Annotated in this window: 10 protein-coding genes; 9 read left to right on the forward strand and 1 reads right to left on the reverse strand. The window is 67.7% G+C overall.

Annotation, left to right across the window (positions count from 1 at the left end):
* The first annotated feature begins 1 nt into the window (after position 1).
* A complete protein-coding gene (locus DTQ71_RS20505) occupies positions 2 to 1,672 on the forward strand; it encodes a ribonuclease J (RefSeq protein WP_109566168.1) in 1,671 nt (556 codons plus the stop codon).
* A gap of 192 nt (positions 1,673 to 1,864) precedes the next feature.
* Here DTQ71_RS20505 and fdhF read toward each other — a convergent pair whose 3' ends face one another.
* On the reverse strand, positions 1,865 to 4,642 hold the full coding sequence (gene fdhF / locus DTQ71_RS20510) for a formate dehydrogenase subunit alpha (protein WP_109566169.1): 2,778 nt from the start codon (positions 4,640 to 4,642) through the stop codon (positions 1,865 to 1,867).
* A 251-nt stretch (positions 4,643 to 4,893) separates the two neighbouring features.
* Here fdhF and DTQ71_RS20515 point away from each other — a divergent pair, with 251 nt between their 5' ends.
* The 8 genes from DTQ71_RS20515 to DTQ71_RS20550 all read left to right on the forward strand — a co-directional run bounded on the left by DTQ71_RS20515 (position 4,894) and on the right by DTQ71_RS20550 (position 14,832).
* Complete coding sequence (locus DTQ71_RS20515) at positions 4,894 to 7,065, forward strand: serine/threonine-protein kinase (protein ID WP_245947674.1); 2,172 nt, start codon at positions 4,894 to 4,896, stop codon at positions 7,063 to 7,065.
* Positions 7,066 to 7,099: 34 nt separating this feature from the next.
* Positions 7,100 to 7,981 (forward strand): FHA domain-containing protein, encoded by an 882-nt coding sequence (locus DTQ71_RS20520; RefSeq protein ID WP_109566171.1) that lies wholly within the window; start codon positions 7,100 to 7,102, stop codon positions 7,979 to 7,981.
* Positions 7,965 to 9,152, forward strand: coding sequence for a PP2C family protein-serine/threonine phosphatase (locus DTQ71_RS20525; RefSeq protein WP_109566172.1), 1,188 nt, complete (start codon positions 7,965 to 7,967; stop codon positions 9,150 to 9,152). The genes DTQ71_RS20520 and DTQ71_RS20525 overlap by 17 nt, the downstream gene beginning before the upstream one ends.
* Positions 9,149 to 10,465 carry a hypothetical protein gene (locus DTQ71_RS20530; RefSeq protein WP_109566173.1) on the forward strand — a complete coding sequence of 439 codons (1,317 nt, stop codon included), beginning with the start codon at positions 9,149 to 9,151 and terminating at the stop codon, positions 10,463 to 10,465. Before DTQ71_RS20525 ends, DTQ71_RS20530 begins: the two co-directional genes overlap by 4 nt.
* A gap of 127 nt (positions 10,466 to 10,592) precedes the next feature.
* Entirely contained in the window at positions 10,593 to 12,701 is a 2,109-nt protein-coding gene (locus tag DTQ71_RS20535) for a dynamin family protein (protein ID WP_109566174.1), read from the forward strand.
* Positions 12,698 to 13,573 (forward strand): dynamin family protein, encoded by an 876-nt coding sequence (locus DTQ71_RS20540; protein WP_109566175.1) that lies wholly within the window; start codon positions 12,698 to 12,700, stop codon positions 13,571 to 13,573. The genes DTQ71_RS20535 and DTQ71_RS20540 overlap by 4 nt, the downstream gene beginning before the upstream one ends.
* 81 nt (positions 13,574 to 13,654) lie before the next feature.
* A complete protein-coding gene (locus DTQ71_RS20545) occupies positions 13,655 to 14,023 on the forward strand; it encodes a hypothetical protein (RefSeq protein WP_109566176.1) in 369 nt (122 codons plus the stop codon).
* A complete protein-coding gene (locus DTQ71_RS20550) occupies positions 14,020 to 14,832 on the forward strand; it encodes a hypothetical protein (RefSeq protein ID WP_109566177.1) in 813 nt (270 codons plus the stop codon). Before DTQ71_RS20545 ends, DTQ71_RS20550 begins: the two co-directional genes overlap by 4 nt.
* Positions 14,833 to 14,879: the final 47 nt, after the last annotated feature.

The following is a 14,879-nucleotide window of genomic DNA, read 5'->3' on the forward strand; positions in this document are numbered from 1 at the left end:
GATGGCACGCGACAGGCTCATCTACCTCCCCCTCGGCGGGGCGGGCGAGATCGGCATGAATGCCTATGTCTACGGCTACGGGCCGGAAGGGGCGGAGCGGCTGATCCTCGTCGATCTGGGCATCGCCTTTCCGGACATGGACAGCACCCCCGGCGTGGATGTGATCCTGCCGGATATCTCCTGGCTGACCGACAAGCTGGACCGGCTGGAGGCCGTTTTCATCACCCACGCCCACGAGGATCACGTCGGCGGTGTCGGGCATCTCAGCCCGCATCTCAAGACCCCCATCCACGCCCGCAAGTTCACCGCCAACCTCGCCCGCCGCAAGCTGGCCGAGAAGGGCCAGGATGTCGGTCTGGTCAAGACCGCGCATCCCTGGCCCGCGCAGATCGAGGCCGGGCCGTTCAAGGTGGGCTTCCTGCCCGTCTCGCATTCCATCCCCGAGAGCGCTGCGCTGGTCATCGACACGCCCGCGGGCCGCATCATCCATTCCGGCGACTTCAAGATCGACCGTACCCCCGTCGTGGGCGAGCCCTTCGATGACGCGCTTTGGGCCGAGGTCGCGCGGGGCGGGGTGCGGGCGCTGGTCTGCGACTCGACCAATGTGTTCAGCAAGCATCCCGGCCGCTCCGAGGCGGAGGTGAAGCCGAACCTGGAACCCCTGGTTAAATCGGCCAAGGGCATGTTCGTGGCGACCACCTTCGCCTCGAACGTGGCGCGGCTGCAATCGCTAGCCAAAGCCGGAGAGGCGGCGGGCCGCTCCATCTGTCTGATGGGCCGCGCCATGCGCCGCATGACCGAAGCCGCTGTGGAGGAGGGGATCCTGACGGATTTCCCCAAGACGATTTCGCCCGAGGATGCCGCTTCGGTTCCGCGCGAGAACCTGATGCTGATCGTCACCGGCTCCCAGGGGGAGCGGCGGGCGGCCTCGGCGCAGCTGAGCCGCGGCAAGTATTTCGGAATGGAGTTGAAGGACGGCGACACGTTCCTCTTTTCCTCCAAGACCATCCCGGGGAACGAGCGGGACGTGGCGATCATCATGAACAACCTCTCCGAACTGGGGGTGGATGTGGTGACCGAGGCGGATGGGCTCTACCACGTCTCGGGCCATGCCAACCGCCCGGACCTGGAGACCGTGCATCAGCTCGTCGATCCGCAGATCGTCATTCCCATGCATGGCGAGCATCGACATCTTCGTGAACACGCCAAGCTGGCCGATCGGCTGGGCCGGGTGGGCGTGCTGGCGCCGAACGGCACGATGGTGGACCTGGCGGGCAATCAGCCCGAAGTGGTCGATCACGTTGAGACGGGGCGGACCTATCTCGACGGCTCGGAGCTGGTGGGGCAGTTCGACGGCGTCGTTCGGGATCGTCTCCGCATGGCGCTGAACGGCCATGCCGTGGTCGCGGTCATGGTCGACGATGACGACGAGGTTCTAGAAGACACCTGGGTCGATCTGCGCGGCCTGCCGGAGATGGACAAGGGCGGACCTTTGGCGGACCGGATGGAGGACTACCTCGCCCGGCAACTGGCCCGGATCGACACGCGCACGGCGGGCGATGACGAAAAGCTCGAAGATCTGATCATCAAGGGCGTGCGTAAGGTCGCCCAGGACGAGGTCGGAAAACGGCCTGAAGTGACGGTCCTGATCACGCGGCTGGCCGCGGAATAAGACTGCCTTGTGTGGCTCTTAAATGACGTTGCGTCAGTGGTATCCGGTTTACCTCGATCTGCAATAGGTCAACCGGGTTCGATGCACTATGTCAGGAGACGGTGCGGCGGCATTATGGTCTCCGACCGATGTGCCGTCTTTTCTCGAGTGTGTTGTGGGAGGGGGAGGCGATGGGTCTCCCCCTTTCTCGCTTTATTCGGCCGCGATCGGCTCGGCTGCTTCGACCTTGACCGCCGAGAACTTGAATTCGGGGATCTTGCCGAACGGGTCCAGAGCCGGGTTCGTCAGGAGGTTCGCCGCGGCTTCCACATAGGCGAAGGGCAGGAAGACCATGTCCGGCGCCACCGCGCGGTCCATCCGTGCCAGCAGCGTTACCGAGCCGCGCCGCGTCGTCAGCCGAACCGTGCCGCCCGGTGCCACGCCCAGCTTGCGCAGGGTCGAGGGGTGGAGCGAGCAGTTCGCCTCGGGCTCAACGGCGTCGAGCACGGTGGCGCGTCGGGTCATGGAGCCGGTATGCCAATGCTCCAGCTGCCGTCCCGTGGTCAGGATCATCGGATACTCGGCGTCCGGGGTCTCGTCGGGTGGAATCACGTCGGCGGGGGTGAAGCGCGCTCGGCCTCCGGCCCTCGGGAAGCCGTCGGCGAAGACGATGGGCTGGCCAGGATCTTCGGGCGATAGCGACGGATAGGTGACCGCGCCCTCGTCCTCCAGCCGCGCCCAGGTGATGTTGTCGAGGGACGGCATCACCTGCTTCATCTCGGCGAAGACGTCGCGCGGATGGGTGTAGCGCCAGTCGAGACCGCAACGCTTCGCCAGCTCGGTGACGATCCACCAGTCTTGGCGCGCCTCGCCCGGGGGCGGCACGGCGGGGCGGCCCATCTGGACTTGCCGGTTGGTATTGGTGACGGTCCCCGCCTTTTCCGCGAAGGCCGAGGCGGGCAGGATGACATCGGCATAATTGGCCGTCTCGGTCAGGAAGATGTCCTGCACCACCAGATGGTCCAACTTGGCGAGGGCAGCGCGGGCATGGTCCAGGTCGGGGTCCGACATGGCCGGGTTCTCGCCCAGGATGTACATCGCCTTGATCCGGTCGTCATGGACCGCGCCCAGGATCTCGGTGACGGTCAGGCCCTTTTCCGCGACGATCTCGCCGCCATGGCCGCCTTCATCGCCCCAGAGGCCCGCGTATTTCTCCCGCACCTCCTCCGATAGCACCGAGGCGTAGTCCGGCAGGAACATCGGAATCAGCCCCGCATCGGAGGCGCCCTGCACGTTGTTCTGTCCCCTGAGCGGGTGCAGCCCCGCGCCGGGCCGCCCGACCTGACCCGTCATCAGCGCGAGCGAGATCAGGCAGCGGGAGTTGTCGGTGCCGTGGATATGCTGCGACACGCCCATGCCCCAGAAGATCATCGCGGCCTTTGCGCCCGCGAAGGTCCGCGCCACGGCGCGCACGGTGTCGGCGTCGATCCCGGTCAGGCCGGTCATCTTCTCGGGGGCGAAGCCCTCCAGATGGGCCTTCTGCGCCTCCCAGTTCTCGGTCATCGCCTCGATATACTGGCGGTCCGTCAGCCCCTCATCGGCGATCACGTGCATGATCGAGTTCAGCAGCGCCACATCCGCGCCGGGGCGGAACTGCACCATATGCGCCGCGTGGCGCTTGAGCGCCTGACCCCGCGGATCCATCACGATCAGCTTACCGCCGCGCTTGGCGAATTGCTTGAAATAGGTGGCGGCGACGGGGTGGTTCTCTACCGGGTTGGCGCCGATGACGATGGCGACATCGGCGTTCTCGATCTCGTTGAAGGTCGCTGTCACGGCGCCGGAGCCGACATTCTCCAGCAGCGCCGCGACCGAGGAGGCGTGGCAGAGCCGGGTGCAGTGGTCGACATTGTTGTGGCCGAAGCCCTGGCGGATGAACTTCTGAAAGAGATACGCCTCTTCGTTGGAGCATTTGGCCGAGCCGAAGCCCGCCACCTCGCGCCCCCGGCCACGCAGCCCCGCTGCGGCGGCCTCCAGCGCCTCTTCCCAGGTCGCTTTGCGGAAATGGGTGGACAGATTGCCCGGATCGACGTTCAGGCCCTTGGCCGGCGCGTCGTCGCGGCGGATCAGCGGCACCGTCAGGCGGTGGGGGTGGTGGATGTAGTCGAAGCCGAAGCGGCCCTTGACGCAAAGCCGACCTTCATTGGCGGGCCCGTCGATGCCATCGACCTTGACGATCCGGTCCCCCTTGGACTTGAGCGAGACTTGGCAGCCGACGCCGCAGAACGGGCAGATCGACTTGGTCTCCCGGTCCCAATCGGCCGAATCGCCGATTTGCCGGGCGTCGACTATTGACGCCTCCATCAGCGCGCCGGTCGGGCAGGCCTGGACACATTCGCCGCAGGCGACGCAGGTGCTTTCGCCCATCGGGTCGTCGAAATCGAAGACCGGATAGGCGTCATGCCCGCGCCCGGCCATGCCGATCACGTCATTGACCTGCACTTCGCGGCAGGCGCGCACGCAGAGGCCGCATTGAATGCAGGCATCGAGATTGACGCGCATCGCGACATGGCTGTCGTCGAGCAGGGGGATGCGCTCCGCTTCCAGGGTGGGCAGGCGGCTTTCGGCGATGCCATTGGCCTCGGCCATGTCCCATAGATGCGACGAGCGGTCATGCGCCGCGTCCCGCTCGGGCTGGTCGGCGAGCAGCATCTCGATCACCATCTTGCGGGCACTCTTGGCGCGGGCGCTATGGGTGGTGACGACCATGCCATCGGTCGGCTCCCGGATGCAGGAGGCGGCGAGCGTCCGCTCCCCCTCGATCTCGACCATGCAGGCGCGGCAATTCCCGTCGGGGCGATAGCCCGGCGCGGGTTTATGGCAAAGATGTGGGATCACGAGGCCCCGGCCGTTCGCGACCTCCCAGATGGTCTCGCCGGGGCGGGCCTGGACGGTCTCGCCATCCAGGGTGAATGTGATCGTGTCGGGCATGGTCGCTCCGCTGGCCTGTTGGCGTCAGGGTAGGCGGCAAAAGGTCAGACAGAAAGGCACTTCGCGACGAAGCAGACCCGCAAAACGACGCCTGGGCAGGGGCGCCGTCCGCTCTCCGCACCGCGGAAACGGGCAGAATTAACCCTAACGACGCCACGTTTTAACCAAACTGCATTGTCAATTCTGGGTCAACAAAAGCCGTCGGGCGAGGCGGCCAAGGACCGAGGATGGTAGCTATGGTTAGCGCTGAGATGGGTGATCAGACCTTTGCGGAGGGGACGGCGGACGAACTCCCCGCCGGCACGGAACTGCTGCACGGCCAGTATAAGATCGTCAGTTTCCTGAACGCTGGCGGCTTCGGCATCACCTATCGCGCGGTCGACAGCCTCGACCGTCCCGTCGTCATCAAAGAGTGCTTCCCGGGCGCCTTCTGCCGCCGCTCGCGCGCGATCGTGCAGCCCAGATCTCGCGCCCATACCAATGAGTTCGACGGAATTGTCCGCCTCTTCGTGGAAGAAGCGCGCAGCCTCTCCAAGCTCCAGCACCCCAATATCGTCGGCGTGCATCAGGTCTTCGAGGAGAACGACACGGCCTATATGGCGCTCGATTTCGTTGAGGGCCGCGACCTGCTCGACATCCTGGAGGATCCGAGCACGGATCTGCCGCCTGACCAGATCGTCTCGATCCTGGACGACATGCTGGACGCGGTGCGATTCGTGCATGGGCAGGGGATGCTTCATCGCGACATCTCGCCGGATAACATCCTGATCGACGGCTCGGGCAAGCCCGTGCTGATCGATTTCGGCGCCGCGCGTCAGCAGGCGCAAAAGCAGAGCCGCGTTCTCTCGGCGATGCGCGTCGTCAAGGACGGCTACTCGCCGCAGGAATTCTACATCACCGGGTCGGAGCAGGGGCCGTTCAGCGACCTCTACGCGCTGGGCGCCTCGTTCTACCATCTGATCTCGCGCGAGATCCCGCCGGACAGCCAGCGCCGCCTGACCGCCATCGCTACGGGGGATCCGGACCCCTATGTGCCGCTGGCGGGGCGCTTCCCGGAATATGACGAGAATATGCTGAAGGCGATCGACAAGGCTTTGTCGATCTTGCCGCGTGACCGGATGCAGTCCGCCGCTGAATGGCTGGCCTTCATGAGCGGCCAGCCGATGCAGCCGGCCCCGACCCCGGCCCGGCCCAAGGCCGCGCCCGCCAACGCGCCCACCGCGCCGAAGGCCGGCAAGGGCAAGCTCGTGGCGGGCGTGGCCGTGCTCGCTGTCGCCGCGGGGCTCGGCTTCGTCTTCACCCAGGGCGGGGGTGAGGCCCTCGCCCCCGAGGCGCCCAGCCTTGCTTCGGTCGCGCCGGCCGCCACAAGCTCTCCGTTCCAGAGCGCACCGGAGGGCATCGACGAGACCTCCTTCGCGGTCTCGTCGAACGACACGCCCGCCGCCTCCGTCGAGACGCCGCACGCCCAGGCCGAGGCCCTCGTCGCACCCAGCCTCCCCGAACCGGAGATCGCCGCGCCCGCCGCGCCCGAGGCCGAGACCGAGCTCCCCTCCGCCGAGCCCCGCCGCGTCGCGCCGATCCCGGAGGGACCGTCCGAGACCGACGTTGCCGCGGCGCTGCCGGTGCGCGCGCCCTCCTTTTCGGCGCGCCCGGCACTGCGCCCCGCGGGTCTGGCCAGTGCTTTCCTGCCGGAGCCGCAGCGCACCCCGGACGCCGCGGCCGAGCCGTCTGGCGCGACGATCCTGTCCGCGCCGCGCCGCGCGACGCCCGCCGACGAGGTCGTCACCGCCGAGTTGCCGCAGGATCCTGGCGTGGAGGCGGGCGACTGGTCCGATCTGCGTCCTGTCTCGGCCGAGTTGCCCGGCGCCGAGATCCTGCCCGAGCCCCCGGCCGCGGAGACCGAATTGCTCAGCACCGGCTGGACGCTGGCGCTGCCCTTCCCGGATCTGCGCGTCGACGCGCAGGGCCGCTCCTGGGTGCTGAGCGCCAATGGCACGCCGGTCGCCGACCGGGCGGCCTTCGACGCGCTCATCGCCCGCGCGACCGATCTCTCCGCCGTTGAAGAGGTCGATGTGACCATGGGCATCGGGCCGCAGGGCGGCTCCGCCAGCCTGCAACAAACGACGACGCTGGCCACGGTCTACGAGACCCATCTCGAGGACGGCCCGACCTTCCGCTCGGAGCGCGATGGGGACGGCTGGACCACCCGCGTCCTTCGGATCGCGGCCGGGGGCGGCAGCGACCTTCAGGTCGGCGATGTGGTTATCGGCGCGATGGACACGGGCCAGACCTTCGAGGGCCCGACCGGCCTGGCCGAGAAGATCGCGGAGGGCCTCGCCAACGATCTCGACATTCTCAACTTCGCTGTCACCCGGGATGGCAGCACCTGGGTCGCCTCCCTGGCCCTGCCCTCGCGCGACTGAGCGTTGAGGCGTGTGTGAAGAAAGGACGTGAAAGATGAAGTTTCTCCGTAACCTCTTCGGCAAGAAGTCGGCCCAGCCGTCGCATCCGAACCCCGCGGCGCAACAGCCGGTCCAGCGCCGTGCCGGCGCGTCTGAGCGCGCGCTCTCGGCGGCCGAGATCGCCGCGGCGCGCGCCGCCGTCCCGCCCACGCCCAAACAGGGCGCTGAAGCTCCGCTGGCGACGACGCAGATCCTCCAGAACCTCGCCGAGCGTCTCAAGGAGCCGTCGGCGACCGGCATCTGGGACATCGAGGAGGATGCGCCCGCGCCGAAAGCCGCCGCCCCGGCCGCCCCGGCGATGGCGAAGGCTCCGTCGAACCCGACCAGCCCCCTGGCGGAGATGGCGGCCCGGGCCCCGGCGCGCAGCGCCCGCCGCAACAAGACGCGCCTGATCGGCTTCGACACCTCGGAAGGCAGCGTCGTCGACCTCTTCGACGAGGACGAGACCGCCACGTCGCTAGCCGGTGCCAATGCCGCCCCGGCGGCGTCCGCCGTCACTTTCCCGGTGGGCTGGGTTCTGATCGTGCAGGGGCCTGGTCGCGGCCATGCCTTCCCGCTGAGCGCTGGCATGTCCTCTATCGGACGCGGCGAGGATCAGACGGTGCGCCTGGACTTCGGCGATGCCGCGATCTCCCGCTCGGGCCATGCCGCCATCGTCTACGATCCCGACGAGCGCAGCTTCCTGCTGGGGCAGGGCGGCAAGTCGAACATCGTTCGTCTGAACGGAAAGCCCGTCATCGCCAGTACCGAGATGAACGATGGCGACGAGATCAAGATCGGCGAGACCATCCTGCAACTGAAGGCGCTGTGCGGGCCCGATTTCGATTGGAGCGACACCGACGGGGAGGAGGACGACGAAGATGTGGCGATCGCCTGAGCCGCGCTACGACGTCGCTTCTGCGATCGCTCAAGGCGGGCGTGACTATCAGGAGGATGCGATCACGACCGACTTTCCCTTCGGCATGGACAGCGGTGTCGCCGTTCTGGCCGACGGGATGGGCGGCCATGCCGCAGGCGATGTCGCCTCCAAGATCGTCGTCACCGAAGTCTATAGCGAGTTGAAATTCCAGTCGGCCAATTTCGCCGACTTCGAGCGGGACATCCCCGCTTTCATGCGGAAAGCCGCCAAGGGCGCCAATAGCTGCGTCCGGGATCACGTCCGCGCCAATCCCGGGTGCCAAGGCATGGGGGCGACGCTGGTCAGCGTCGTGCTGGTGGAAAACCGGATGTATTGGATGTCCATCGGCGACAGCCCGCTCTACCTGCTGCGCGACGGAAAACTGTGCCAGCTCAACGAGGATCATTCGCTGGCCCCTCAGATCGACTTCATGGTCGAGCAGGGTCTGATCAGCGCCGAGGCGGCCAAGAACCATCCCGACCGCAACTGCCTGACCTCGGTCATCCTGGGCGGCAAGGTGGCGCGTGCCGACTGCCCGATGGAGCCGTTCGAGCTGAAGCTGGGCGATGTGGTCGTGGTGTCGTCCGACGGGCTGCAATATCTCGAAGAGCCCAAGATCCGGAAGATCCTTCACAAATATCGGCGCCGCAAGGCCGCCGAGATCGCGGGATACCTGCTGGAGGCGCTGGATGAACTGGCCGATCCAGACCAGGACAATATCAGCTTTTCGGTCATCAAGCTGAACCACATGAAGCCGGTCGTCCGGAAGATCGTGGCCAAGCCGGTGGGCCTGATCGAGACCTACAGCGCCCCTGCGACCCGCGTCGCGGCGCTCCCGGATGTCGGCGGGGTCGCGATCGACGACGATACGGACCCCGCCGGGTCCGAGCCCATGGCCGATCCCGACGAAGAGGAAGCGGCGCGCGCCAGGGCCGAGATCCGGGCGCGGATGGAAGCCGAGATCCGGGCCGAGCTCGAAGCGGAAGCGGCCGCCCGGGCCGCTGCGGTGATCTCGGTTGAGCCCGGGCCCGACCCCGAAGTCGAACCGGCGGAGCCGGCGGCGGATGCCGACACCCGGTCCGAGCCTGAACCGGATCCCGAAGAAGACGAGGTGCTGCCCCTGGCGGCCAGTGGAGGAGCGAGATCATGAATGCCGCCGTCACCGAAACGCTGACCGGTCTGGACCGGGCCCTGGCCTCCGGGCTTCTGCCGTCCAAGGCGTCGGACCTGGCCCGCTCCCTGCGCGCCAGGCTGGCCGCGCCGATCCGCGTCACGGTGATGGGTCTGCCCGATACGGGCAAGTCGCGGGTCATCGATCTGCTGGCCGGCGACTCGATCGTGCCCGAGGGGGTCCGCCTGCCCGCGCTGCGCCTGAAATATGGCGAATTCGCGATGACGCGTATCACCCGCCCTGACGGCTCCACCGAAGAGCAGGCGGGTCTGGATGGGGCCTGGGCCGCCGGGCGGCGGGCCGTGATGGTCGACATGGAAGCTCCGCTGCCCGCGCTCAAGCGGATCACTCTGATGGAGATCGGCATCGGCCTGGGCCGGATCGAACAGGCTCGGGCCTGCGCCTGGGCGGCCAAGCAGAGCGAGTTGATCATCTGGTGCACCCGCGATTTCGGGGCGCCGGAACAGGCCGCCTGGGCGACGATGCCCGACGCGATCCGCGATCAGGCCATTCTCCTGCGTCCGAAGATCGATCTCTCGCCCAATCCGGCCGCGGCGCTGGACCGGGCGCACCGGCTGGCGCAGGACGATTTCGAGCGGGTGCTGGCCATCGACACGCCCCGGGCCCTGGCCGCGCGGCAGGGCGCCGAGGTCGACCGGGCCGAGTTCAAGGCGTCCGGAGGACAGTCTCTGATCGCCGCGGTCCTCAAGGTGATGGACCGGACGCGTCAGGGCTATCTCGACCGCGCCGACCTGCTGCTGGCCCGCCATCCCGAGGCCATCGAGGCCGTGGCCCCCATCGCCCGCGCGACGCCGGTTGTTCTTGTGGCCCGGGTCGCCCCCGCGACGCCGGCGCCCGCCCCGGCCGCCGCCCGCTCCTCGTCCGATGCGGTCGCCAAGCTGCTCAACTCCGTCGTCTCGCAAGGGGGCGATGCGGCCAAGGCGCCGGCCCCGGCGCTCTCCGAGGCGTCGCTGGATCTGCTGCGCGACGCGGTGACCCGCCTCCGCTCCGTCGGTACGGAGCTCTCGCAGACCGAAGGCAAGTTCCGCCGTACGGCCATGCTCGACCGCTCTGTGGAGGAGATCGTCGAACTGGAAGAGAGGATTGCCGACGCGCAGGAGGACGATCCGGCCCTGAGCCGCGCCCATGAGGACGTTCAGGCTGCGCTCGACCTGATCCAACTGATCCAGATCGAGAACGCTCCGCAGGCCGCTGACGATGCCGTCGTGCTGATGTTGCAGCTGCGCCGCCGCTTCGACCGCTGGCTCGACCGCACCCCCGTCGCGGCGTGACGCTGCGCCGGGGACACGATGAACCCGCAATTCACCAATTATCGGTCATTCTTTCGACAATCGGTGAGGGTCAGATTGGTTTCAAGGGTCGTGGCAAGGCGACCCAGTAGTAAGTGAGGATCACATCATGGAGATGTCGCAAATCGACCAGACCGGGGCAAGCGCCGCCACCCGGCCGGATGTCGCGGCCTCGGTGCTGTCGAAGGGGCAGGAGGCGCTGCGCGGGTTGGCCGAAGATATCGCCGGCCTGCGGGAGATCCTGTGCGACGTCGAGGCGATCGGCGGCCCCGACATGGCCAAGAAACTGCGCGGGCTGATGCACGATCTCGACACGTTCGAGCCCGCGGTCACGATGATCGGTCAGATCAAGTCGGGCAAGACGACCCTGGTCAACGCCATGGCGGGCCATCCGGACCTACTGCCCTCGGATGTGAACCCGTGGACGTCCGTGGTGACGTCGCTGCACCTCAACGTGCCCCGCGCCTCCGACGATCCGCGCGCCAGCTTCCGTCTGTTCGACGCCGACGAGTGGGACAATCTCGTCCGCAATGGCGGCCGCATCGGCGAGCTTTCGGCCCGCGCCGGCGCCGACAAGGAGGTCGAGAAGCTGCGCAAGCAGATCGCGCGCATGCACGAGAAGACGCGCGAGCGGCTGGGCCGGAAGTTCGAGATGATGCTCGGCCAGCAGCACGATTACGGCAGCTTCGACGATTCTCTCATCCAGCGCTATGTCTGCATGGGCGACGATTTCGACCCGGACCAGAAGGCGGACGGGCAGGGCCAGTTCGCCGACATCACCCGCTCCGCCGATCTGTGGCTCGACGCGGCGGGCCTGCCGATGCCGCTGTGCATCCGCGATACGCCGGGCGTCAACGACACCTTCATGATGCGCGAGCAGATCACGATCCGCGCCCTGCGCGACTCCAAGACCTGCGTTGTCGTCCTCTCGGCCCATCAGGCGCTGTCGGCCACCGACATGGGCCTGATCCGTCTGATCTCGAACATGAAGTCGCGCCAGGTCGTGGTCTTCGTCAACCGTATCGACGAGTTGTCGGACCCCGCCGCTCAGGTGCCGGAGATCCGCGCCTCGCTGATCGACACCCTGTCGCAGGGCGGGATGCAGGTGCCCGATATCGTGTTCGGATCGGCCTATTGGGCCACCGCCGTTCTCAAGAACGAGATCGACGGGATGATCGCCGCCTCCGCCGAGGCGCTGCGCGGCTATGCCGTCGAGGCGCTGGGCCCTGAGGCCGCTGGCATGTCCGTGGCCGAGATGGTCTGGTCGCTCTCGGGGATGCCCGCCCTCTACGAGGCGATCGGCGTGCGCATCGCCGACGGCGTCGGCCTTCAGACGATCATCGCCGCCCGCCGCCGCGCGGCAAACTATGTGGCCGCCTTGCGCGCGTCCTCGCAGATGGTCTCGCTCAAGGGCGGGAGCGGCCCGGTCCAGAAGATGCCCGCCGCCGAGGTCGAGGGTATGCTTCAGGACATCCATGACGAGATGATCGTGGATCTGAACGCCCGGCTGGACGAGGCGTTCAAGCGGTTCGGCGCAAGGGTCGACCAGGTGCATATCCGCTTCGTCGACCGGGCGCTGGAAAGCCTGATCCACCATCTGGAGACCAAAGGCGAGAAGGAGGTCTGGAACTATTCGCCCGACGGCCTGCGCATGCTGATGCGGTCTTCCTATCAGGTGCTGCGCAAGAACGTCATGTCGGCCTGCGACAGTGTCTACAAGCGCGCGGGCGACGAGTTGACCGATGCCTATGCCCGCATCTTCGACGTCGAGGCGGAGAATTTCCGCGTCGAGCCGCCGGTCGTGCCCGAGACGCCGCAGCCGATGGCGCTGGCGCGGACCATCGCGCTGGATCTCAAGACCTCCTGGTGGAAAAGCTGGTGGGGTAAGCGCCGCGGCTACCGCGCCTTCTCCGACGGCTTCCGGGAACTGATCGCCGCCGAGACGCAGCCCATCGTGGCCGAACTGACCGCGCATCAGACCGAGGAAATCCGCGCCGTGGCCATGGGCCGCCTGGAGACCTTCCTTCGGGAGCAGCGCGACGTGCTGGCCGACATGTCGGCCAAGTCGCAGGTCTCCATCGAGGAGCTCAACGGTCTGTTTGGTGTCAGCCAGCAAAAAGAGCGGGAGATGCTGTTCGAGATGCTCTTCGAGGAGCTTGAGATCGACGATCCGATGCCCGGAGACGGGCGACCGGGCGAAGAAGGAGACGCGGCATGAGCGACATGTCCCAAACCCCCGTCGAGCTCGGCGCCGCCGCCGTGGGCCCGACCGAAGCCCCCCGCAAGCCGCGCATGGCGATCATGGGCGAGTTCTCGGCTGGTAAGTCCACGCTGTCCAATCTGCTGCTCGGCGCCAAGCCTCTGCCGGAAAAGGTGACCGCGACCCGGCTCTCGCCGGTCTGGCTGACCAAGGGCAACGCGCCGCCGGTCGCTCATTTCGTCGATGCGGAGCGCGCGCCGGAGCCTGTGACCGGCTTCGACGGCCTGGATGTGGACGCGGTGCGCTACGTGTCGATGTCGATCGACAGCACGATCCTCGAATATTGCGACCTGATCGACTTTCCGGGCATCTCGGACCCCAACATGGACAGCGACGTGTGGGAGCGGATGCTGCCCGAGATCGATCTGATCCTGTGGCTCACCCACGCGACCCAGGCTTGGCGCCAGTCCGAGGCCGCGGCCTGGGATCTCGTGCCCGAAGAGGTCCAGGCGCGCTCCATGCTGCTGGTGACGCGGTTCGACAAGCTGACCACCGAGCGCGACCAGAAGCGGGTTCTGGCCCGTCTGCATGCCGAGACGGAGGATCTGTTCGCGGGCATCTACCCGTTGTCGCTCCTCGATGCGCTGAACGCGGCGAAAGCCGGGGATGCCGATGCCTGGGACGCCAGTGGGGCGCGCCGCTTCACGCAGGATCTGCATATCGCGCTGGCCCGGCTGGACAGTTCGATCCCGGAGCCCGGGGCGGAGGCTGCCCCCGCGCCCGCGCCGGAGGCCGAGCCACAGACCGCGCGCCGGCCCTCCCGCCGGATCGTGCCGCGGCGGATTCGCGCGGCTCTGGGCGGCGGTCGCCGCTCGCGCCCCCAGGACTGAGACCCGACCCCGCATCTTTCCCTCTTGGGCGGCATGGGCTAGACCCGTGCCGTCAAAGCTTTGTATGAGGCAGGGACTTACATGAGCGCGGATGCCCTGAAGGCGTTGACCGAGGCCCATGCGGCCTGCCGCACCGTGGTCTTCGCCGACATGACGACGCGAATGGTCCTGCTCTCCGAGAGCCGGACGGTGCTGCATCGTGAGGCCCAGCAGGCCTTGGCTTTGCGCGGCGGTCGCCTGCTGTCGGCGATGGACGGGGACGCGCCCGATCCGGAGACCGCTTGGGATATCGCCTATTCGATCGGTCCCGATGAGATCGCCGTATTCCTGCGCGTCCCGGATGCGCCTTCGGATGCGCTGTGCTGCCTCTGCGCGCCGGATATCGACCTCGATGCTTTCGCCACGGACGCGCGCAGCTGCCTCAACCGTCTCGCTGGGGTAGAGGGATGAGCGATCCCGACCGGTTCGACGACCGCCTTGCGCAGCTTGCCGGCTCTGACGAGACGGTCGGCGCGGCGCGGGTGATCGCGCGGGCCGGAGGCGGGGGCAGGGCGGTCGCTCTGGCCGTGTTGAACGCCATCGACGAGTCGATCCTGCCCGCCGAGCTGGTCGTCGCCTCCGAGGCCGGAGAAACGATGACGCTTTCGGTGGCGGCGCGGCGCCTGCGGCTTGTGGTTGCGGCATCCGAGGATCTGGCCGCGGATACCGTTATCGGGCAGGAGTTGGACCCCGAGGGTACCGAGGAGCTCGAGGTCGTGATCGCCTTGATCGACCGGTTCGCGCGGGGCGCGGCCGGGACCGTGGTGGTGGTCGAACAGCCGGGCGAAGAGACCGGGCCCCGCGGCGTCTCGGCGACGCGCCTGATCGGGATGCTGCCGGAAGAGATCGTCGACAGCCCCGCCTCCGAGCTGGTCCCCGAAGGCGCCGCGGGCGCGCCGGAGGCGGACGGCGGCGTCGAGGCGGAGCGTTTCCTGGCGGTCGCCGGTCCGCGGATCAGCGGCCATTTGTTGCGCCGGCCGGACGGCTCTGAGACCGCCGATGGCGCCGACGATATTGTCGATATTCTCTCGGCACTTGCGGATCTTGAGGCCGAGACCACCCCGCCCGGCTTTGAGATGTGGCTCCGGCAGACGGGCCAGCCGGACGGCCGGGCCCTCGGACGGGCCGTCTGGGCCGACGGATCGGTCGCGGCGGTGGCTTTTCCCGCCCGCGAGGGCGGAGCGCTGGCCGCCGCCTTCGCGCAGACGCTGACCGTCTGACCCCTCCGCGACCCCGTTCGGCAATTGCGGCATCACTGCGACCGACC

It is taken from the genome of Jannaschia seohaensis (assembly GCF_900116765.1).
In the GTDB taxonomy this organism is placed as follows: domain Bacteria; phylum Pseudomonadota; class Alphaproteobacteria; order Rhodobacterales; family Rhodobacteraceae; genus Jannaschia; species Jannaschia seohaensis.